Annotated in this window: 12 protein-coding genes; 6 read left to right on the top strand and 6 right to left on the bottom strand. The window is 62.7% G+C overall.

Annotated features, from left to right (window positions below; genetic code table 11):
- Positions 1-47: 47 nt before the first annotated feature.
- From I41_RS20935 to ggt, 5 genes are all read right to left on the bottom strand, one after another.
- On the bottom strand, positions 48-635 hold the full coding sequence (locus I41_RS20935) for a universal stress protein (protein WP_145434863.1): 588 nt from the start codon (positions 633-635) through the stop codon (positions 48-50).
- 11 nt (positions 636-646) lie between these two features.
- Positions 647-1624: a bestrophin family protein gene (locus I41_RS20930; protein ID WP_168207064.1), complete on the bottom strand. Its 978-nt coding sequence runs from the start codon at positions 1622-1624 to the stop codon at positions 647-649.
- Positions 1625-2027: 403 nt separating this feature from the next.
- A complete protein-coding gene (locus tag I41_RS20925) occupies positions 2028-3467 on the bottom strand; it encodes a sigma-54-dependent transcriptional regulator (protein WP_145434861.1) in 1440 nt (479 codons plus the stop codon).
- The gene (locus tag I41_RS20920) at positions 3464-5050 is read right to left on the bottom strand and encodes a sensor histidine kinase (protein ID WP_145434860.1); all 1587 of its coding nucleotides are present in this window, start codon (positions 5048-5050) and stop codon (positions 3464-3466) included. Before I41_RS20920 ends, I41_RS20925 begins: the two co-directional genes overlap by 4 nt.
- A 55-nt stretch (positions 5051-5105) precedes the next feature.
- A complete protein-coding gene (gene ggt, locus I41_RS20915) occupies positions 5106-6857 on the bottom strand; it encodes a gamma-glutamyltransferase (protein ID WP_210421016.1) in 1752 nt (583 codons plus the stop codon).
- A 75-nt stretch (positions 6858-6932) separates the two neighbouring features.
- On the opposite strand from ggt, the gene I41_RS20910 reads away from it, so the two are divergent.
- The 4 genes from I41_RS20910 (at position 6933) to I41_RS20895 (ending at position 14768) form a co-directional block, all read left to right on the top strand.
- A complete protein-coding gene (locus I41_RS20910) occupies positions 6933-7577 on the top strand; it encodes a hypothetical protein (RefSeq protein ID WP_145434859.1) in 645 nt (214 codons plus the stop codon).
- Positions 7578-7787: 210 nt separating this feature from the next.
- Complete coding sequence (locus I41_RS20905; RefSeq protein WP_145434858.1) at positions 7788-10748, top strand: golvesin C-terminal-like domain-containing protein; 2961 nt, start codon at positions 7788-7790, stop codon at positions 10746-10748.
- Positions 10749-11475: 727 nt separating this feature from the next.
- Positions 11476-13218 (top strand): PEP-CTERM sorting domain-containing protein, encoded by a 1743-nt coding sequence (locus I41_RS20900; RefSeq protein ID WP_145434857.1) that lies wholly within the window; start codon positions 11476-11478, stop codon positions 13216-13218.
- A gap of 401 nt (positions 13219-13619) precedes the next feature.
- Positions 13620-14768: a DUF1559 family PulG-like putative transporter gene (locus I41_RS20895; RefSeq protein ID WP_145434856.1), complete on the top strand. Its 1149-nt coding sequence runs from the start codon at positions 13620-13622 to the stop codon at positions 14766-14768.
- Between the two features lie 143 nt (positions 14769-14911).
- On the opposite strand, the gene I41_RS20890 is transcribed toward I41_RS20895, so the two are convergent.
- A complete protein-coding gene (locus I41_RS20890) occupies positions 14912-15589 on the bottom strand; it encodes an EF-hand domain-containing protein (protein ID WP_145434855.1) in 678 nt (225 codons plus the stop codon).
- Positions 15590-16184: 595 nt separating this feature from the next.
- On the opposite strand from I41_RS20890, the gene I41_RS20885 reads away from it, so the two are divergent.
- Both I41_RS20885 and metH read left to right on the top strand, forming a co-directional pair.
- Positions 16185-17573, top strand: coding sequence for a DUF5690 family protein (locus tag I41_RS20885; protein ID WP_145434854.1), 1389 nt, complete (start codon positions 16185-16187; stop codon positions 17571-17573).
- Between the two features lie 243 nt (positions 17574-17816).
- Positions 17817-21608 carry a methionine synthase gene (gene metH / locus I41_RS20880; protein WP_145434853.1) on the top strand — a complete coding sequence of 1264 codons (3792 nt, stop codon included), beginning with the start codon at positions 17817-17819 and terminating at the stop codon, positions 21606-21608.
- The last annotated feature ends 125 nt before the right edge of the window (positions 21609-21733 follow it).

Genomic DNA, 21733 nt, shown 5'->3' with positions numbered 1-21733 from the left:
CGCCGCTGGCGGCAGGAATGCGCGAGATGGACGCCGGTCCATGTCTGCTACGAAGCCGTTACTGTCAATTTTGGGTCTCCCACGCTGGCCTGCCCCGAAGGGTAGGCGACGAGGACCTGACACGTCGCCGTTTGAATCACGCGGCGCGTGACGCCGCGGCTGAGGCGCCACGGTCGGGAGCATTCGTTCTTGCCGAGGACGATGACGTCGCAGGCTTGTTCCTTGGCATAGGCCACGATTTCCTCCGCCACGTTGCCGGCGCGCCAAGCGAACGTGAACTCGACCTTGCCCACCAGGTACTGCGGCACGTCATTCTTCATGCGACGAATGGCCGACTGCTCAAGGCGTCGCAGCTGCAACTCCTGCTCGCTGAAGGATGCCATGGGGCCGGCCGGCGTCCGCAAGACGCGATGCAGCAGGCCGATCGCGTCGAGTCCCGTGCACGGCTGCGCCAGCGGGGCGCGTTGCGAGACGTGCAGCAGCGTCACCTTGGCGCCCCATTGAGCGGCAAGTTCGATGGCAGTGAGCCGAGAACGCCGCGACTCTTCGTCGAAGTCAATTGGCGCGAGGACTCGTTGCACCCGAGCGCCGGCGTGGCAGGTCTTGCGTGGTAGTAGGTCGATTGAGCTGGTCATCGCAATTCGCTTTAGTTCGTCGCCGAGGCCAAGTGATGCGGCGTTTCACTGACGGAGCCGCGCGGCGATCGGTTTCCACCCTGCATTGAAACGATGGCGTCATTAACGTCGTCTTCCAGAGTTGAGTCGTAGGCCGAGTCGAGCGACATCACGTTGCCCTGAATTTTGCCGCTGATTTCGCCCAGCGGCAGGTGGCTCAATCGCAGCACGGAGAAGGGGTTTTCCAACTCGATGCCGATCTGGTCCAGCGCCAGCAGCGGGAAGGCCACGAGCATCGTCAGAAAAGGCGTGAGCATGCCCGACTTGTCGACGATTGCCAGCGGCAACAGTGCGAGGTACAGGAAGATAAAGTGACGCACCTTGATCGACACGACCTTCGCCAGCGGCGTCGCGAGAATGCGCTCGCAGGCGCCGATGTGGTCGATCAGCTGTGCGCGCTGATCATCGGCGCGCATGAACGCGAAGCCATCCATCGCGTTGCTCCGGCGGGCCGCTTGCAGCAGCCGCGCGATTTGCAGCGAGCTGAACAGCGGGGGATGCTCCGCCCGCTCTAGTTGCTCGATCTCGTCGGTAGTCAGCAGTTCGCCGAGGTCGGAGAAGTCGCGTTCTCCGCGCAGTCCATGACGCGCCAGGTGGGGGAACGCCGCCGTCCAACGCAGAAATGCACCGCGCCAAGCGGGGTCTTCGGGTCCGTACGTGGCGCCGACGACCGCAAGATTCCGCGATTGGTTGACGATGCCGCCCCACAGCTTGCGGCCTTCATACCACCGGTCGTAACCAGAATTGGTGCGCAGCACGAGCACCAGCGTCAGAATGACGCCGATAATCTCGTACGGGGCGACCCCGAGCCCGGTTTGCACGTGGGTGAAGTTTGCAACCCACCAGACCAACGCGCCATACAACCCGAAGACGCAGACGCGTTTCATCACGAAGGTCGTGACCGAGCCGCGGAGGGAGAAAACTTCGCGCCAAAAATCTCGTCGTTCCATCTCGATTGCATTCAGTTTCGATTGCGAGGGTACGGCTGACCGCATGGAGGCCGCTGAGCTTGCTGTCAGTTGCTCGCTATGAGTTCAGTTCGGTGAATCTACGCACGCGTCGTGCCGTACAACGAACCCTCGCCGGTTACCGCTTTAATCGCCGGTGCGAGGTTAACTTGACCAGGCAGCGCGGAGAATCAGAGCGGGGCGCCCGCCCAACAGGCCACGGCACGCCAGATTTTGTCCATGCCGTTCCCGAGGCTGTGCAGATTCTGAACAGGCGCCGAGGCCTCCGTCATCCAGAACGCTTCGCCCCGCTGAGGGTAAGATTAGCCAGGGATCTAGCGAATCAAACGAGATCCCAGACTCTTCGCTCCGCTCCGTCCCGAATGCCGCTCGCTCGAACAGCCAATCACGACGGTCTATCGTCCGTACCAGATGCAGGCCCGCTGAGTTCAAGCTCGCTCAGCCGATTGCGGAGCGTCGTCCGTGAGATGCCCAGCACTTGCGCCGCTTGCACCTGACTGCCGTCGACGTGCTCTAAAACCTCTTCTAGCAAGATGCGATCGACGATCGTATGAATGTCGCGGTAGAGATTGCGATCGGTGCGCGCGAGTTGCTGACGCACCAACGCCGTGATCGCCAAATTACCCACGGCCGCCTGATTTCGCTCGGCCGCGGCGTGAACGCCGTGAAAGGCCGGGGGCAACGAACCCGACGTGACGGTGTCGCCGACCGCGTGGAGCAGCGCGTGGCGCACGACGGTTTGCAATTCGCGAACGTTGCCAGGCCAGGAATACGCCCTTAGCCGCCGCAACGCCTCGGGGGTGACGACGCGCACTTGCTTGCCCAACTCGCGGTTGAATGCGGCGACGAAATTCGTGACGAGCAATTCGACGTCTTCAACCCGCTCCCGCAGCGCCGGCACGTCGATCACGAACTCTCTGAGGCGATAGTAGAGGTCTTCGCGAAAGGTTCCCGCGGCTACCATCTCTTCGAGGTTCCGATTGGTTGCGGCGATGATGCGGACGTTGGCGTGGAGCGTCTGGTTGCCGCCTACTCGTTGGAAGCTCCCATCCTGAAGCAGTCGCAACACCTTCGCCTGACTCGCGGGCGACATATCGCCGATTTCGTCGAGAAAGAGCGTGCCGCCGTCGACTTGCTCGAATTTGCCAATTCGCTGGCGGTCGGCGCCGGTGAATGCGCCCCGCTCGTGGCCGAACAATTCGCTTTCCAGAATCATTTCGGGAATGGCGGCGCAGTTGATTGTCAGAAATGGCCCGTCGGCGCGGGCGCTGTGTTCGCGAATGGCCTCGGCGACCAACTCCTTGCCGCTGCCGCTCTCGCCGTGGATGAGCACGGTGATGTCTTGCTGCGCGACTCGGCCGATCGCCTTAAAGACTTCCTGAATCGCCGGCGAACGGCCGATGATCCGTTGCTGCGCGGGCGGGCTCGCGCCTGCCAACTGCGACAAGCCGTCGCGGGCGACGCTGATTTCCAGCGCCCGGTTGACGTGCTTCCGCAAGCTCTCCAATTCGATCGGCTTAATGAGGTACTCGTAGGCGCCGCGCTTCATCGCCTCGACGGCCGTTTCCATGCTGGCGAATGCGGTGATGATAATGACCGGCAGCACGGGATCGATAGCGCGGATCTCGTTGAATACGTCGAGACCGTTGCCGTCGGGAAGACGCACATCGAGAATCGCCGCCTGCGGACGCTCCGCGCGGGCCAGCGCCACCCCTTCCGCACCGGTTTCCGCGGTGACGATCTCCAGCGATTCGCGCGACAGGGCCTTGGTCATCGAATAGAGCAAGTTCGGCTCATCGTCAATGATCAACAACTTCTGCGTCATCGTTCGGTTTCAGGCCTTTCGGGCGACGGCCGCTGGACCGCCCTGAGCGCCTCGTCAGCAACGGGCAGCGGCAGTTTAACGACGAAGATCGCACCGCTGTAATCGCCTCGCTCCAAGGCGAGCTCGCCGCCGTGCGAGCGACAGATGCGCTGACTCACGGCAAGTCCCAGGCCAAGCCCCGTCTCTTTCGTGCTGTAGAAGGGCTCGAAGATGCGCGTCGCCTGCCGCGGGCCGATCCCCGGTCCGTCGTCGCTTACCTTCAGCCGGCACATCTGCTGGCCCTCCAGCGCGGAGATATCGATGGCGACGCGTACGTTTCCGCCCAAGGGCGCCGCCTGGATCGCGTTCAGCAAGAGATTCAGCAGGACTTGGCGAACGCGAGGCGGATCGATCCATAGCAGCACTGGCTCCTTCGGCAGATCGCAGAACATCGTCACCTGCCGAGCGTCGGCCTGGCGTTCGACGAAGTCGACCGTTTTTTCCACCAAGTCGCGTAGATCAACCATCTCCCGCTTGAGCGGCGTCGGGCGCGCGAAGTCAAGAAACTCCGTCAGCAGCGACTCCAGCCGCCGAATCTCGTCATCGATAATCTGCAAGTCGCGGCCATCAAGTCCCGAGGAGCCCTGCTGCCGCGCCGATTGGATGAGCATCTTCATCGCCATCAGCGGATTGCGAACCTCATGCGCCAAGCCCGCCGCCAGCTGTCCGACACCCGCCAGTTGATCGGCTCGAACCATGTCTCGATGCCGTGCGTGGAGCTGCTCAACGACTGAAGTCACCTCGGTCGACAAGCGCTCAAGTGCGGGGCCCAAGTCGTCGACGTCGAGTTGCGTCGAGACGACTACGTCGCCGGCGACTTCGCTCAACTTGCCGGCAACGTCCCGCATCGGAATGCGGAGTTGCACCAGCGACCTGCTGATCCGGCGCGCTAAGCCGTATCCGGTGAACATCGCCAACAGCGCGCCGCCGCTGCCGACGCCGAGCAGCCAGCGGGCCAAACGTCGCGTTTGCGTCGCCGCTTCCGTTCGACTAGCGTCAAGCAGCTTCTCGTCGGCGCTCAAGAAATCTCGTGCCGGCGCGAGCACATCGGCGTCGAGGATCGCTTCCGCCTCTTCCGCCAGCGCGGCTCTCGTCCCGCCAAGGTCCGGCGTCTCGGCGATCCGCTCCATCTGGGCGTAGAACTTGACGAGTCCCGCCCGCATCTGATCGATCAACGCAGTTTCGTCAGCCGTGTGCGCGGCCGCCTGCGCTCGCGTCAACCAGAGATCGATGTCGGCACGCTCGGACTTCGTGGCGCGAAGATCGGTGAAATCACCCTGTTCCGTGGCGCCGCGATCGCGACGCCAGAGAAACACATCCAAGTCATGTCGCAGTTCCTGGACATGCTGCTCGAGCTCTGCCGCGGCGCGCAAACTGTCGATGCTCTGTGAGAGGATCGCTTCTGACCGCTCTTGCTGCCCTTTTACCTGCCACGCACCGTAGCTAGCGGTCGCCAGCAGCATGAAGCTCACGACGCCGATCAACGCCGTGATCCGATCGACCGTCCGGAGTCGCTTCCCGCCAGCAAACGTGAGGGGCTTCATGGGAGATTCTCGTTCACGTTTCGCTGGCGACGGCCATGGGCATTCCAAACGCAGGCTACTTTCGCGGTCGCGTGCCGCTCGCGGCCCTGCCTGGCACCCGCGGGTCGTGCACCCCGACAAATTGACCGTTCTCGTCAACCTCGATCGCCTGAGCCACGGCCCCCGACTCGATTTCGTCGATCTTATGCCCCTTGGCCATGAGTTGGTCGACGACCTCGGGCGGCATTTTCTTCTCGACCGTAAGCACGTCGGGCATCCACTGCTGATGAATGCGCGGCGCGGCGATCGCCTCTGCCAGCGATTGCTTGAAGTCGAGCCGTCGCAAGATAGCCAGCAGCACCGACGTGATGATCTTCGGTCCGCCCGCGGAGCCGACCGTCATCACCGGCTTGCCGCCCTTGAGCACGATCGTCGGCGTCATGCTCGACAACGGCCGTTTGCCGGGAGCAACGGCGTTGTTCTCGGCGCCGACCAGCCCGAAGGCATTCGGCTTCCCCGGCTGCGCGGAAAAGTCGTCCATCTCATTGTTCAACACGATGCCGGTGCCCGGAACAATCACCTTCGAGCCGAACGTGGTGTTGACCGTCGCTGTGATCGCCACCCAGTTGCCGTCGCTGTCGGCGGCCGTGATGTGCGTTGTGTGCTTCTTGCCGAACACGTCTTCCGCGGCCGCCGGCGGCTCGCCATGCCCCGGAACGTCAGTTGCGCGCTCGGGGTTGATCCGCTCGGCCAGCGCCACCGCATAACCTTTGTCGATCAGCCCTCGCGGCACGTCGACCGCGTCGGGATCGCCAAGCCAGAACGCCCGATCAGCGAAGGCCAGCTTCATGGTCTCGGCGACAAGGTGGAGCGCCTGAGCCGGGTTGTCCTGATACGTTTTCTTCAAATCGAACGTCTCCAATATGTTCAGCATCTGGGCGACGTGCACGCCGCCCGAACTCGGCGGCGGAAAGCCGACGATCGTCCAATCACGATACGTCGTCTCTAGCGGCTCGCGTTCAACTGGCAGGTAGCTCGCAAAGTCGGCCTGGGTGATGAGGCCGCCGTTGTCGGCCATCCATCGGGCCACCTTGTCGGCGAACGGGCCGCCGTAAAACCAGTTCGTACCCTCTTCAGCCACGGCGCGGTACGAACGAGCGAGATCGGGCTGCTTGAGAATGTCCCCCTCCTTGTAGGCGCTGCCATCCGATTTCAACAGCGCCGCGCGGCTGCCGGCAAACTTGTCGAGAGACTTTGCCGACGCCGCGAGCTTGCCCGCGTAGACCCGATCAATCGCGAAGCCGTCCTCAGCAATCTTCGCCGCTGGCAGGAGCAGTTCCTTGAGCGGCAGATTGCCGTATTTCGACGCCGCCAAGTCGCATGCCGCGAGCGCGCCGGGAATCGCCACCGCCAATGGACCTGTCTGACTTAATTCAGGGTCGGCCTCGCCGTCGCGGAGGAACATGTCGCGCGTCGCTGCCGCGGGCGCCTCCTCGCGACCATCGATCGCGACCAACGTGCCGTCCGCCCGCCGGATGAGAATAAAACAGCCGCCGCCCAGGCCCGAGTTGTGGTTGTCGACCACGCCGAGCGTCAGGGCGGCCGCGACGGCGGCGTCGACGGCGTTTCCGCCGGCTTCAAACGCCGCCACGCCGGCGTCAGTCGCCAGCGGCTGCACCGAAGCGACCATGCAAACGGCCAACTCTTCCGCCGGGGCGACCTGGGCGGTCGTTGCCTCGCGCTTCGGCGGGGCCGCCGTCTGCGAACAGCCGGCCAGCAACAGCGCGAAGAGCGAGGGAATAATCGGCAACGTGGTAGCGAGTTTCATCAGTGCTTAGAATGGGTGCCAGGGGAATCGATCAGCGAGATCCGCGATTGTAGGCGATTTGGGGCAGGGCTGAAAATGACGAGAATCATCCGACTGGCCGCACTACCGCTTCTTGTCGCGTGCGTCGCGCCGCCAGTGCTAGCGCAAGATTCGGCGAAAGACGTTCTCAAAGTGGCCCGAGCGATTCCCGACGGCGGCACGTATGTCTGGGCCAACGGCAGCGGCGTGCCGCACGACATTCGCCACGCGGGCGAGGTCATCCTCAAAGCCCAAGACAAGGGAACTTACTGCAGCGGCTTCACCTTTTGCGTCGCCATGGAAGCCGCGCGCCAACGTGGCCTGCTCGACGGAAAATCCGCCGCCGAGGTCCGGCAGTTCCAAAAGCAGTGGTACGGTTCCACCGCGGAGGCGGCCGAACGGCAGTGCGCGCTCGCCGTCGAACAACTCGGCATCGGCCTTGAAATCAAGTCGCTGGCCGACGCGCAGCCCGGTGATTTCATGCAAATTTGGCGGACCAATAAGTCCGGACATAGCGTGTTGTTCCTCGACTGGGTCCGCGACGGCGAGCAGATCGTCGGCGTCAAGTACCGCAGTTCGCAGAAATCGACTGATGGCGTCGGCGATCGCGTCGAGTACTTTGCCGACGCGTCAGGGCATGAAGGCAAGGTCGATCGGCGGCGCATGTACGTCGCGCGTCTCAACAAGTCGCCATCGAAATAGCGGCCGACGGCTCAGTTCGCCGTCCTTCTCTCTTTGCGCGCGAGCTATCTGCAATTGCGCAGGCCTTTCTTGACCCTGCGCAGAAGCGAGCACAAGGTCTCGTTCGTTTGTTTCAGATTCGCGCCCGCCGATTACAATGCGCTGTGGGCCGTTGTGCAGCCGTGCGGCGGTTCCCCTTGTTTCCGGAACAGACAGAGGAAGGCAGACGGCATGACTTGGCTATCCAACGTATTCGCCTCGCGGGCAAAGCAGCCCCGGCCGAATCGCCCGCTCCGATTTGAGGCGCTCGAGCCCCGCGTCGTCATGTCCGCCGCGGGGCTCGTCGACGTGGGGACGCAACCCGACGGCGGCCTCTCCGGTAAAATCACCTATATCCACGGTGGGCACGGCTACACCACCTTCATGGGACCCAATCCCGACTTCTGGAGTTTCCAACGCGGCGCGACCAACGGCATGGTCGAGGATCTCGGCAATCAGGAGCAGATGACCGCGCTGGCCGACTACCTCTTTCGCGCGGGCGCGACAGTCGTTCCGATGCGGCCAATCGGCTATCAACCTGCGCAGTATGTGCTCGATAACGACGACGTCGGCGTCACGTTCAGCGGCGCCTGGAGCAATAGTTCCTCCGCCACCTATTTCGGCAGCGCCGGCGACGTGCCTTACCGCTACGCCGCGACCACTCTTACCGAAACTGCGTACGCCCGCTATCGGCCGACCATTGCCGCCGCCGGTTTTTATCCGGTCTACGCTTGGACCCTCGCCGGCAGCGATCGCGCCAGCGATCAGCTGTATCGCGTCAACCATTCCGGCGGAATCACGGAGGTGACCGTCAATCATCGCCGCGTCGGCGGCGGGCTCGTCTATCTCGGCGCCTACCATTTTGAAGCCGGCAGCAGCGGGTACGTTGACGTCAGTAATCGATCAAGCGAGACGGGCCGAGTCGCCATCGCCGACATGATTCGCTTCGGCAACGGCATGGGCGACATCGATCGCGGCCAAGGCATTTCAGGCAAAACCCGCGAAGACGAGCCGGCGCTCTACTGGATCAAATGGCACGTTGATCGCTCGCAGGGGATCGCGACTTCGGAGTATAGTTCGGGCGGCGACGACGAAGATGCGACGGTTGCCGCCTCTCCGAAATACGCGGAGTTCATGAACCGTCAGCAGGATGGCTCCCTCTCGGATCGTCTACTGATCAGCTTTCATTCGAACGCCGGCGGCGGCCGCGGCGTTACCGTGCTGCACAACACCAACGCCGGCGGCACGACTCCCAATCAGCTGATGTTGGCCCAAACGCTGGGGACCGAAATCAACGCCGACATGGTGGCGCAGAACGGCCAGTTCGAGAATAACTGGAATAACCGCGGCACCAACGTCACATACCAAGCGACGTTCAACTACGGCGAATTGAACAACGCCTACATCAACAACGAGTTCGACGCCACGATCATCGAAGTAGCGTTCCATGACAACCTGCTCGACGCCCAACTGATGCGCGACCCCAAGGTCCGCGACGCGCTCGCCCGCTCTACTTACCAGGGGATGGTGAAGTATTTCCGCGCCGTCGATGGCAACACGACGCCTCTCACGATGCTGCCCGGGCAGGTGACGCAAGTTCGCGCTGAAGCCGTGGCCGATGGATCCGCGACGATCACTTGGAGCATTCCCGCCGCGAACTCCTACAATGGCGATGCTCCCACGGGATACCGCATCTACGGATCGACCAATGGCTATGGCTTCGATGGCGGCACGTACGTCGCCGGCGGCGCAACGACCGCGTTCACCATGACCGGCCTCGATCCTGCCGCAGGGCCCTACTTCTTCAAAGTCGTCGCGGTCAATGCCGGCGGCGAAGGGGCTGCCTCCGAGGTCGTCGCGGTGAACCCGAAGGTCGCGCCGGTCGGCAAGAAGGTCCTCATCGTCAACGGCTTCGATCGGTTTGACCGCACCGGCAACCCGACGCAGACGTACAACGGCTCGACCATCGACCGCGTCCGCCCGCGCTACAACAATTCGTTCGACTATGCCGTTCAAGTCGCGTCCGCGCTTCGGGCCAATGCTCCCGGTTTGACCGCCAGCACGACGTCCAACGAGTTCGTCGTCAACGGCGCCGTCAATCTCACCGACTACGACGCCGTCTTCTGGATCCTGGGTGAGGAATCGACCGCGAACAAAACCTTCGACGCGACCGAGCAAGCTAAAGTCTCCGCCTATCTCGCCTCAGGCGGCAAACTCTTCCTCTCCGGCTCGGAAATCGGCTGGGATCTCGATGCTTCAGGCAACGGGACCTCGTTCTACAACAACGTGCTGAAGGCCGATTACGTCGTCGACGACGCCAATACGTACAATGCCGCCGGCGCCGCCGGATCGATCTTCGCTGGACTCTCAGTGACCTTCGACAACGGCGCGCAGTTCTACAACGTCGAGTTTCCGGATCGCATCTCTCCGCTGGGCGGCGCCACCTCCGCGCTCACCTACGCCACCGGCGGCTCCGCAGGCATTCAGTACACCGATGCGGGCGCCGGCGCGCAACTGGTGATGCTCGCCTTCCCCTTCGAGACAATTACCTCCGTGGCCACGCGAAATTCGGTCATGGCTCGCGTCATTGACTATTTCTCGCTGCTCATTCCGCCGGAACCGGTGGCCGACTTCGACGGCGACGGGTTCGTGGACGGGGCCGACTTCCTCGCTTGGCAGCGCGGCGTCGGCAGCGCCACGCCCGCCCTAGCCGACGGCGACGCGAATGGCGACGGCGCGGTCGACGCGGCCGATCTAGCCGTCTGGCAGACGCAGTTTGGCGGCCCGAGCCCGGGCGTCGCCGCCGGCGCGACAGACGCAGCCGTCGCTGAGTTACTGGCATCCGAGGAGGCGGCGTCCGCTGCGATTTCGACGGGTGATCTCAACGCCATCGCCGGTTTCGGCGCGAAGGTCGCCGAAACTCTGACGACGCGCCGAGCCGGTCGCTCGCCGAGCGACGGACGGCGTCACTCGACGGACGAGCCCAACAGTCGCACCGCGACGCTGGCCGCTCACCGCCTGTGGTCATCGCCGCGCCGCGCCGAAGTCTCTGCTTGGGTCGACTTGGCGGGCGGCGACGCCAAGCGCGAGGAAGCCGCGACAGCGGCTGCCTTCGAGCAGCTGGACCGCGAGTTCTCCGTGTCGCGTCACTAATGTTGTCGGTTGATTCGGCCGGTGCGGCAAGCTGCAGATCTGGCGATTTTCTCCGGGGTCCGCCATTCCTTTGGTGCGCAATACAGAGAAAAAACTGCGCACCAAAGTTTCGCCTTTCTCCAACGGCGGGTTATCATAAGACCCGTAGGCGGCTTGTCGGGTCGTGCGGGGGCAGTGACCTGACAATGCGGCCGCACCAGCGGCTTCCTCAGCAATGGGGAAGCCGCCGGCGGCTTGCCGCCCCCTTTTCGACGTGCCTGCTGTGGCGGCCGGCGCGGCGGTCGAAAGTGCGTCGTTTGGCAATCGATTCGTCGTCCCTATCGCTGCCTCCAATCGAGCTCCATTGGCATTCCTGGCGTTCGCTTGGCCGCATCGAAGGGTCAAATCGCTGCTGCCGTTCAGAATGGTCCGCTGAAAATGAACCGCCCGCGTCGTTGTGGTATTCCGCGGTGAAAGAGACCGGCCGAAACGTTGTCGTCAGAAGATTTTCCAATTACGTTGAATAATGCTGAATTTCGCGGCAAACGCTGCCGTGACGTTTGGACGCGGATCGCCGTGGCCGGACCTTTTAGATAACTACGCCCGCCGTTCATGTGCGCGGCGTCGCGCGTGTCTGAACGCCGCTGAAGCCGATTGACGTGTTCCGATTTAACAAGTGACGTGGTCCCCGGATTTTGTCGAGCGTTAGGCCATTCCCGCCGGATCTGAGTTCTTTAAGGAGACATCTATGAGTTGCTACCGCTTTGGTTTCGCCATGGTCCTGGCCATGGTCGCAATGACGGCGGCGTCGTCGCGGGCGTTGGCCGTTTCGTACGCGTCGAACATTACCAAGACCGGCACAACGGTCAACTTCGTCCTCAATTCGCCCGCCGACATTCTGAGCTACAGCATCAACGGCGGCGCGCCGGTGACGCTCGACGGCTCCACCAAGGGCGCCAAGACGTTCAATCTGGTCAATGTTAACGACACGTTCTCGATTGTCGCTGAGCGCACCGACGCGGCCGGATACACGACGCTCACTGGCAACACGGTCACCGGCGGCGGCAACAAGCTGTTCACCGATTCGCCCGAAGCAGGCCTCACCGTCCTGAGCGACGATACGAGCGTCCTCAACCGCTTTTCCAACCCTCGCGGCGTGAGCGTCAGCCAGAATCCCAATGCGCCGAACTTCGGCACTGTCTACGTTGCCAACTCGGCAAATGCGACCGGGACGCCGCAGTTGATCGCCGCTTCCGGCATTTATCCGGAACGCACCGTCACCGGCGACGGACTTTATGCACTACGCCCCGACGGCGCTGACGCCTTTGGATACGGCAACGACGCCAAGAATCCCACCGTGGAAGGTTTTCCGGCGTGGGTTGCTTCCAGCAACAACAGCCCGTTTCGCAACTACGTGGCCGATGACGGCACAATCTATGTCGCCGACTTTTCCGATGCGAATGGCAGCCTAATCCAGGTGCAGCCCGACCTGAACTCGGCCATCAACGTCCTCCCCGGCTTTGGCGGCCCGACGACGCTGCCGGTCGGCCAGAACCACGGTAGCACTACCGCGGTGCACGTCGAAGGTTCGCTCGCGGCCGGTAATCTGAAGGTTTACACGATCGACGAAGACCTAACCAGCGCTCAATTTGTCGAAGGGGGCTCGACCACCGATCAGAACAGCCTCTGGGAATACAATATCGGCTCGGGTCCTTTCCCATCGGCCGTGGTTCCCACGAAGATTGCCGAGCCGTTGATCCCGCTCGCCACGACCGATATGGAGCGCGGTGCGGACGGTAAGTGGTACCTGATGCAAACCCGCAATGGCGCCCTCAATTCGCCGACGCTGTTCGTCGTCTCTGCCGACGGTTCGACCGTCTTGTTTAATTCGCTCGAGGCAACCCGCACGCTTACCGCCAATCCCACCGCCGATCGCGACATCCTGCAGTATTGCAACGGCGTCGCGGTCTCGCCCGATCAGAAGTGGGTCGCCCTGATGCTGAACATCGGCGACGTCGCGGTGATCCCGCTGATCGATGGTATTCCGGACTTGGCCAACAAGCGGGTCATTAACACCGATCCTGACGTCATCTCGGGTCGTGACATCGCCTTCGACGCCGCCGGAAACATTCACTATGTCAGCAGCGGTCAGGGGCTTTATCGCGTGCTCGCTCCAGGCGGCCACACGAAGGCTACCACCAGCTGGAACGGGACGGAGTTCGTCTTCGGCGTCGAGACGATCACCACGACTCCTGGCTTGGCCGGCGACTTCAACGCCGACAACGTCGTCGACGGGGCCGACTTCCTCGTCTGGCAGCGCGGCGGTTCGCCGAATCCGCTCAGCACCGGCGACCTCGACCTCTGGAAGGCCCACTTCGGCGACGTCGGCTCAGCGACCGGCGCCGTCGGCGCCGTGCCCGAGCCCTCGAGCCTCATCGTCAGCCTCCTGGCGATGGCCGGCTTCGCGACCTTCCGTCGTCGCGTTGCCTAGAACGTGCCCACGGCTGCAGACGGGCCGCGCGGCGCTTGACGCTCGCGCCGCGCGGACAAAACTAAACGACAAACCAAGCCGGGGTGCAGTCCTCGGCTTGGTTCGTTTTTTGTTGGCAGGTCCTGGAGCGAGGGTTGATTGGGCTCCAAGGAAAATCACTGCTGAAAGTGGTGTTGGGCAAACTCGCGTCAATTGGCAGAGGGCAACCCAAGCCAGTTGCAAGAGGGCCCCTCGCACCCGCGCTAATCCCACCCGTCTTGCGCAGAAGCGGGTAATTTTGACGTTATAGCGAGTTGCTTGATACCCGGCCGTTGCGAAGAATAAGGGCTGCTGAATGCGTTGCTGCGCATCTCAACAGGCAGGCAATCTCGGGCGGCGGAACTGTTAGGAGCAAAATCGTAATGACTCTCTTGGGCACTTTGAAGCAACGTCGCCGCGCCTTCCACCCATGTCGCCAGGTAGCCGGATTTACCCTGGTTGAATTGCTGGTGGTGATTGCCATCATCGGCGTCTTGGTCGCGCTATTGCTTCCTGCGGTTCAGGCGGCCCGCGAAGCGGCTCGGCGCGCTCAGTGCCAAAACAATCTGAAGCAGATGGGCCTTGCCGGGCTGAATCATCTCGACTCGCAAAAGCATTATCCTTCTGGCGGCTGGGGTGACTTCTGGATGGCCGACCCCAATCGCGGTTATGGCGAGAAGCAGCCGGGGTCGTGGCAGTACAACATGCTGGAGTACATGGAGCTTGGCGCTCTTCGCCGTCTTGGCGTGGGCGCTGCCTTCAACTCGGCGGCCTTTCAAACGGCGAGCACACAGCTCAACACCACGCCTGTCCCTGCGTTTACCTGCCCGTCGCGCGGTCGCCCCGCATTGACCCCCGCTGGCGGCTTGGCGTCGGTCCGTAACCACACGACGCTGGGCACAGTTGCCTCGAGCCAAGGAGTGGCGAAGAGCGACTACGCCGCTAGTTCCGGAGACAGCAAGGTATTCGCGGCTGACACTCCAGGCTTCAACATGTACCAGCCGATTAACTACGAGACTGCCGACACGCCGGGGCGCAACGGCGGCCCGTGGACGGTCACCAACGAGGATTCTGGCGCCAATCGCGACTTCTATCAGACCGGCGTCATGTACTATCACAGCGAAACGGGAGCGAACCAAGTCGAAGACGGTACCAGCAACGTCTACTTAGCGGGCGAAAAGTATATGGCTCAAGAGGCCTACAATGGCTCTGGCCCCATCACGACCGGCGCTGGTTTGCCATCCTGGGGCGACAATCAGTCGATATGGTCCGGCAACGAATGGGACAATCATCGCGTCGCCTGGTCGCTGCGTGCCTGGCCGGTCAGCGAGCAGGAAGAGTTTCAGCCGAAGCAGGATCGCGCCGGCGTCGCTGCTCCGCTTGTGGAACGGGCCTTCGGCAGCGCCCACGCAGGCGGGTTCAACATGGTCTACTGCGACGGTTCGGTTCACAGCATCGGCTACGACATCGACCCCGTGACCCATGGCTATCTAGCGAACCGCCTCGACGGCAACGTCGTCGCGACGCCGTAACTGCCGAGTAAGTTTCGCGCCACCTAGAAACGTCGCGAGCCGAGTCGCTGAACCGACTCGGCTCGCGACGTTTAGTCATCCATTGAAATAGCGTCCTTGTCGCCACAGACAAGCAGACAGAGCGGAGAGCTGCCGGTCTCAGATTACTTGCTTGTCAGATCGAACTTGATCAGCTGTGACATGATCGCCGGATCGTCGCTGGAGACTTGCTGGCCCAGCGTCGTCTCGGTGTTGTACTTGGCCGGAATGGTTTCTTTGCCATTCGCTTGCTTTGACACTTTGACTTTGAACAGGCCGAACTGCATCCCAGGTGGATAGTCGGCCGACGGTCGGTTCTCTTTGGGAATTCTGATGCTCGCCATGCCGCCGCTGGTTGTTCCCTCGCCGGCTTTCACATTTTCGCCTAGGAAAGGTTCCGGTTCAAACGTTACCGTCGCCCCGTCCACAGGTTTGCCGTCCATCGTCACCCGGCAGGTGATCGACATGATGCCGAGCCCCGTTGCCTGCCATGCCTCGATTCGCTGGCTGATTTCGTCCTCCGAGACCTTGCCGTCCTTATCGAGATCAAGCGTCGCCATCGCCGCCTTCAGCCCTGGCGCCGCGTCAAGTTCCGGCCCGGCAATAAAGCCGTCGCTGTCCTTGTCGTAGGCCGTCATCGCCTCGGATGCGGCGCCCGAGGGGCTGATGCTCGGCGGCTGCACCCGCGACGGCCCGCCGCTGCACCCCGCGAGCGCCGCCAATAGGCCAGCGCCGACGGCCCCGGTCGTCGGCACGGCGACCGTCCAATGCCGGAAGAAGGATGCATGGTTCAGCCGAGACATAACTCAAACTCCTTGTGCGATCGTGCGTCGCGTCGTGATTGGGCCGCCGCCGGGCGTAAACGTTGAATGATGGGCGCAGCACGCTGGCGAGCGCCGCATTCTTTTCGTTGTACTCCACGCTGCCCAGTCGTTCTACTCACGGCCCGCTGGAAACTGCGCACGCGCTTATCGCTGCTGCGCGAGATGGCGCGTTGGAGCCGGTGGCCGCCGAGTGCGCCAGAGGGGGGTGAGGGGCGCCGCCGGCAACGACGCCGAAGTCGTCGGGAAGCCCTCCCGCAGGTGACCGAAAATAGTAGCTGAAATCCATCAACCGACCTGCTAGGTTCGACGTACCGCAGGCAGTTCAACCAGAAGTCGGCGCGACCCGCCGACCGATGCTCACTGGCGCACCCGGTAGAGTTGTGTCCGTTTTGTCCCAAGTCGGCCAAGCACTAATTGGCCGACTTGGCCGGCATGGCAGACGAGTAAGAACTAGGCGTTTCTTAGCGCCGCTGCACCCGCCAGAGGCGGGCTTCCTCGAGAGACCGCGAGTCAACCAGATTCACTGGGCGTCGCTTGGCGCCCAGCCAGTGAGAACCTTGTACGCGGCCCCACAATGACCAACGCCTCGCCAACGCCACAACGACCGATCACCCGCTGGCTCGCCGCCGCGCCGCCGGCCATCCTCGCCGGCTACGCCATCACGTGCTCGTTCGCGACGTACTTCGCGATGTTCGCTTTTCGCAAACCCTTCGCCGCCGCGAGCTTCGACCGGCATCTCAGCGCCGGGAGTTCGCTGGGCCTGAAGAGCGCCCTGGTGATCGGTCAGGTCGTAGGTTACGGCCTCGCGAAATGGATCGGCGTGAAGTTCGTCAGCGAAACGAGCCGCTCCCGCCGCGCCCCGCTGCTGGTGCTGATGATTCTGGCCGCCGAAGCGGCGCTCGCGCTGTTTGCCGTCGTCCCCGACCGCTGGCGGCCGCTGGCCATGTTCTTCAATGGCCTGCCGCTCGGCATGGTTTGGGGACTGGTCGTCTGGTATCTCGAAGGTCGCCGCGCCTCGGAAGTGCTGCTCGCCGGGCTCAGCTGTTCGTTCATCATTGCCGGCGGGGCGGTGCAAGACGTCGGCCGCGCCGTGCTGGCGGGCGATCCTCTGCCACTGCTAGGCGTGACGCTCCCCAACCCCATCGGCCGCCCGGTTGACGAGCTTTGGATGCCGTTCGCCGTCGGCGCGTTGTTTCTGCTTCCTTTCGTCCTCTCCGTCTGGCTGCTCGACCAGCTCCCCGAACCGACCGCCGCCGACGTGGCGGCGCGCTCCGTGCGCGAACCCATGGATCGCCGCCAACGCCTCGACTTCCTCCGTCATTTCCTGCCGGGACTGGCGGGCCTCTTCGCGGCCTACTTCTTCATCACCGCCTTCCGCGACTTCCGCGACAACTTCGTCGTCGACCTCTTCAAGGAGCTCGACTATCCCTACGAACAGAACAAGTCGATCGTCACCCGCTCGGTGCTCTGGATCGGGCTGGGGGTCGCCGTGGCGATGGGGCTCATCTACTTCATTCGCGACAACAGGCGGGGCCTCATGGCAGTCTTCGGCGTCATTGCCGGCGGCCTTCTGCTGGTCGGCGGCGCCACCTGGCTTCATGCCCGCGGGCAGATCGACGGCTTCTGGTGGATGACGCTCATCGGCCTCGGCTCGTATCTGGCTTATGTTCCATATAATTCAGTCCTTTTTGAGCGTCTGATCGCCTCGACGCGAGTGGCAGGAACTGCCGTGTTCGCTATCTACGTCGCCGATTCGATTGGCTACGTCGGCACCGTCTCCATGCTCCTCTATAAGGACTTTGGCGCGAAAGCGAGTTCCCGCGTCGAGTTCCTCGAAGCGTTCTCCTACGCCATCTCGATCGCCGGCGCCGCGGCGCTGCTGCTTGTAGCCTCGTACTTTCATCGTGTCACGCGGAAGGACTATTCAGTCGCCACGACGCGCCCGAACAATTCCGCATCTTGAATCACCCGCCTGGAGGGGCCGGAAATGCTTTCACCACGGAGGCACGAAGAGCACGGAGGAAAATCGAAGAGTTTGACCCTTACACGCGTTCTCTGCGGGCTCCGTGCCTCCGTGGTGAAGTCTTCTTGCGTTTCTAAGCCTGGTAGGGGGCTGAACCCGCCCGCGACCTGTCAGGTCCTGGCCTGAGGGGATATGATGTAGGTTTGACCACGTTTTCCGTTTCATCCATTAGTCCAAGCTGCCATGCCGACCATCACCGTCGACGACAAGACCGCCCAACTGGAGACCCTCCTCGAAGAGCGGATCCTGATTCTCGACGGCGCCATGGGGACGCAAATCCAGGCCCTCAAGCTCGACGAAGCAGCCGTCCGCGGGGAACGTTTTGCCGACCACGATAAAGACCTGAAGAACTTCGCCGACATCCTGTGCATCACCCGCCCCGACGACATTACGGCGATCCACCGCCGTTACCTGGAAGCCGGGGCCGACATCATCGAGACGAACACTTTCGGCGCGAGTCCCGTCGGCATGGAAGAGTTCGGCCTTCCGCTCGACCTCGTTGCCGAGATCAATGCGGCGGCCGTCGCCTGCGCTCGCGTCGCCGTCGAGGAGATGAATGCCAAGACTCCCGATCGCCCGCGGTTCATCGCCGGTTCGATCGGTCCGACCACCAAGCAAACCGCCATCAGCACCAAGGTCGACGACCCCTCCTACCGCGGCACGACCTTCGACGAAATGTCGGAGTCGTATTACGCCCAGGTTGCGTCGCTGATCGAAGCGGGCGTCGACATTCTTCTTCCCGAGACGTTTATTGACACGCTCAATCTGAAGGCCTGCCTGTTCGCGATTCAGCGCTATTTTGACGAGACCGGCAATCGCGTCCCCGTGATGGCCTCGGGCACGTTCGACAAAGGCGGCGCAACATTCGTCTCGGGGCAGTCAATTGAGGCGTTCTGGAACGCGATCGCCCACTTCCCACTGCTCACGGTAGGCATGAACTGCGCCCTTGGACCCGACGTGATGCGGCCGCATATCGAGGCGCTCGCGGGTATTGCCACGACGCGCATCAGTTGTCACTCGAATGCTGGGTTGCCGAACGAGATGGGTCAGTTCGACCTCGGACCCGCAGCGATGGCCAGCATGGTTGGCGAGTACGCTGACAATGGCTGGGTGAACATCCTCGGCGGCTGCTGCGGCACGACGCCCGATCATATCGACGCGATCGCCCGGCGCGTTGGCCGGCTCAAGCCACACCGGCGGACCACGGCCGAGCCGTGGCTGCGTCTCAGCGGCACGCTGCCGATGACGCTCCGCCCCGAAAGCAACTTCCTCATGGTCGGCGAGCGAACGAACGTCACCGGTTCGCGCAAATTCGCCAAGCTGATCAAAGAGGAAAAATACGAAGACGCCATCGAAGTCGCCCGCCAGCAGGTCGAAGGGGGCGCCAATGTCATCGACGTCAACATGGACGAAGGACTTCTCGACGGCGAAGCCGTGATGACGAAGTTCCTCCGCCTCATCGCCGGCGAGAACGACATCGCCGCCGTGCCGGTTATGATCGACAGCAGTAAGTGGTCAGTCCTTGAGGCCGGCCTCAAGTCGGTCCAGGGCAAGTCGATCGTCAACTCGATCAGCCTTAAGGACGGCGAGGCCGAGTTCCTGCGCCGCGCCCGGCTTTGCCGGCAATATGGCGCCGCCGTCGTCGTGATGGCGTTCGACGAGGAGGGGCAGGCGGCGACTGAGGATGATAAGGTTCGCATCTGCAAGCGGGCTTACGACATCCTTACGGGCGACGTCGGCTTCCCGCCGCAAGACATTATCTTCGACCCCAACATCCTCACCGTCGCCACGGGCATCGAGGAGCACAACAACTATGCCGTTGATTTCATTAACGCCGCGCGGCGGATCAAGGCGGAGTGTCCCGGCGTCCATATCTCTGGCGGCGTGTCGAACGTTTCCTTCTCGTTCCGCGGCAACGACGCGGTCCGCGAGGCGATTCACTCGGCGTTCCTTTACCATGCCATCAAAGCCGGGCTCGACATGGGGATCGTCAATGCTGGTCAGCTGGCGGTGTATGAAGACATCGAACCGCAATTGAAGGAGTTGGTTGAGGACGTGCTGCTGAACCGTCGTCCCGACGCCACTGAACGGCTGGTCGATTTTGCCGAAACGATCAAAGGGCAGGGGGCCGGCGCTAGCTCCGCTGCCGCCGACGTCGAGTGGCGCAGCGGCCCGGTTGAAGAGCGGCTAAAACACGCACTGCTCAAGGGGATCGTCAAGCATATTGACGAAGACGTGGAAGAGGCGCGCCAAAAGTATCCGTCGGGCCTCGCCATCATCGAAGGCCCGCTGATGGACGGCATGAGCATCGTCGGCGATCTCTTCGGCCAAGGAAAAATGTTCCTGCCGCAGGTGGTCAAATCGGCGCGTGTCATGAAAAAGGCGGTCGCCTACCTGACGCCGTTCATGGAGGAGGAGAAGGCCGCCGCCGGCACCGCCGGTCAGCCGCGCGCTCGAGTCCTGCTGGCGACCGTGAAGGGGGACGTGCACGACATCGGCAAGAATATCGTTGGCGTCGTGCTCGGCTGCAACAACTTCGAAGCGATCGACATGGGGGTGATGGTTTCCTGCGAGAAGATTCTGGAGAAAGCCGTTGCAGAGAACGTCGACCTGATCGGATTGTCTGGGCTCATCACGCCAAGTCTCGACGAAATGGTTCACGTCGCCCGCGAAATGAAACGGACCGGCATGCGCGTGCCGCTGCTGATTGGCGGCGCCACGACCAGCGCGAAGCACACCGCCGTGAAGATCGCCCCGGCGTACGACGGCTGCGTCGCCCATGTGCTCGACGCCTCGCGCTCGGTAGGCGTCGTGGAGAAGCTGATCAACCCGGAAGCGCGCGAGAAGTTTTACGCCGAGAATATCGCATTGCAAAAGCAACTCGTCGCCTCGTACTCGCAGCGACAGTCGGTCGAACTCGCTCCTTACGCCGAGGCGAAGGCGAAACGCTTCGCCACCGATTGGACCGCCGTCGACGTGCCTCGTCCGTCCTTTATCGGGGCTCGCGTATTCTCCTCGCGGTCCGCGCCGGCGGACGTCGCCGGCAGCATCGGCGACGATGCGGCCGCGATCAAGGCCATCGACCTCAGCGAGCTCCGCACCTTTATCGACTGGTCCCCCTTCTTTCTCACTTGGGAAATGAAAGGGAAATACCCGAAGATTTTCGAGGATGCGACGCTCGGCAAGGAGGCGAAGAAGCTCTTCGACGACGCCAACCGGCTGCTCGATCGGATCATCCATCAGAATCTGCTCGAGGCCCGCGGCGTTTACGGCTTTTGGCCCGCGGCGAGCGATGGCGACGACGTTATCGTCTACAGCGATAACACTCGCAGCGCCGAGCGGACGCGTTTCCACGGCCTGCGGCAGCAATGGCGCCGCAAAGGGCAGGAGACCTTCTACTCGCTGGCCGACTTCATCGCGCCCATCGGCGCCGTCGACGCCAACGATCGGCCGATCGAGGACTTCATCGGCGCCTTTGCGGTAACCGCAGGCCTGGGCTGCGACGAACTCGCCAAGCAGTTCGACGCGGATCATGACGACTACAACTCGATCATGTCGAAGGCGCTCGCCGATCGTCTGGCCGAAGCATTTGCCGAATGGCTCCATCAGCGGGCCCGCCGCGATTGGGGCTACGGCGTCGATGAGAAGTTGAATCCCGAGCAATTGATCGAGGAGTCGTACCGCGGCATTCGCCCGGCGCCCGGATACCCCGCTCAGCCCGACCATACCGAGAAACCGATCATCTTCGATCTGCTCGACGCGACGGCAAAGACGGGCATCACGCTTACCGAGTCGCTCGCCATGCATCCTGCAGCGAGCGTCAGCGGTCTTTATTTCGCCCACCCGCAGTCGCGGTACTTCGCCGTAGATCGCATCGACCGCGAACAGGTCGCCGATTACGCCCGCCGTAAAGGCATGGCGGTCGCGGAAGTAGAACGCTGGCTGTCGCCGAATTTAGGGTACGACCCCTCGTAGCCTGCTGGCGCCGAGCAGATCTGAAGATTGTTCAAGTTCGAACGATTCATCGCCGAATGATTTAGAGGCGAAGCGTCGCCATCGCGGGCTTGCTCCGCGCGGACGGACGCAGCGCCGAGCTAGTC

The organism is Lacipirellula limnantheis, from assembly GCF_007746075.1.
In the GTDB taxonomy this organism is placed as follows: Bacteria; Planctomycetota; Planctomycetia; order Pirellulales; family Lacipirellulaceae; genus Lacipirellula; species Lacipirellula limnantheis.
This window is presented reverse-complemented; position numbering and strand designations above follow the sequence as displayed.

What these genes read in the sequence shown, in the direction of transcription:
- ggt (WP_210421016.1), bottom strand. Translation starts at nt 6,857, where the DNA reads ATGAAACTCGCTACCACGTTGCCGATTATTCCCTCGCTCTTCGCGCTG.
- I41_RS20925 (WP_145434861.1), bottom strand. Translation starts at nt 3,467, where the DNA reads ATGACGCAGAAGTTGTTGATCATTGACGATGAGCCGAACTTGCTCTAT.
- metH (WP_145434853.1), top strand. Translation starts at nt 17,817, where the DNA reads ATGCCGACCATCACCGTCGACGACAAGACCGCCCAACTGGAGACCCTC.
- I41_RS20935 (WP_145434863.1), bottom strand. Translation starts at nt 635, where the DNA reads ATGACCAGCTCAATCGACCTACTACCACGCAAGACCTGCCACGCCGGC.
- I41_RS20905 (WP_145434858.1), top strand. Translation starts at nt 7,788, where the DNA reads ATGACTTGGCTATCCAACGTATTCGCCTCGCGGGCAAAGCAGCCCCGG.
- I41_RS20885 (WP_145434854.1), top strand. Translation starts at nt 16,185, where the DNA reads ATGACCAACGCCTCGCCAACGCCACAACGACCGATCACCCGCTGGCTC.
- I41_RS20890 (WP_145434855.1), bottom strand. Translation starts at nt 15,589, where the DNA reads ATGTCTCGGCTGAACCATGCATCCTTCTTCCGGCATTGGACGGTCGCC.
- I41_RS20920 (WP_145434860.1), bottom strand. Translation starts at nt 5,050, where the DNA reads ATGAAGCCCCTCACGTTTGCTGGCGGGAAGCGACTCCGGACGGTCGAT.
- I41_RS20895 (WP_145434856.1), top strand. Translation starts at nt 13,620, where the DNA reads ATGACTCTCTTGGGCACTTTGAAGCAACGTCGCCGCGCCTTCCACCCA.
- I41_RS20900 (WP_145434857.1), top strand. Translation starts at nt 11,476, where the DNA reads ATGAGTTGCTACCGCTTTGGTTTCGCCATGGTCCTGGCCATGGTCGCA.
- I41_RS20910 (WP_145434859.1), top strand. Translation starts at nt 6,933, where the DNA reads ATGACGAGAATCATCCGACTGGCCGCACTACCGCTTCTTGTCGCGTGC.
- I41_RS20930 (WP_168207064.1), bottom strand. Translation starts at nt 1,624, where the DNA reads ATGGAACGACGAGATTTTTGGCGCGAAGTTTTCTCCCTCCGCGGCTCG.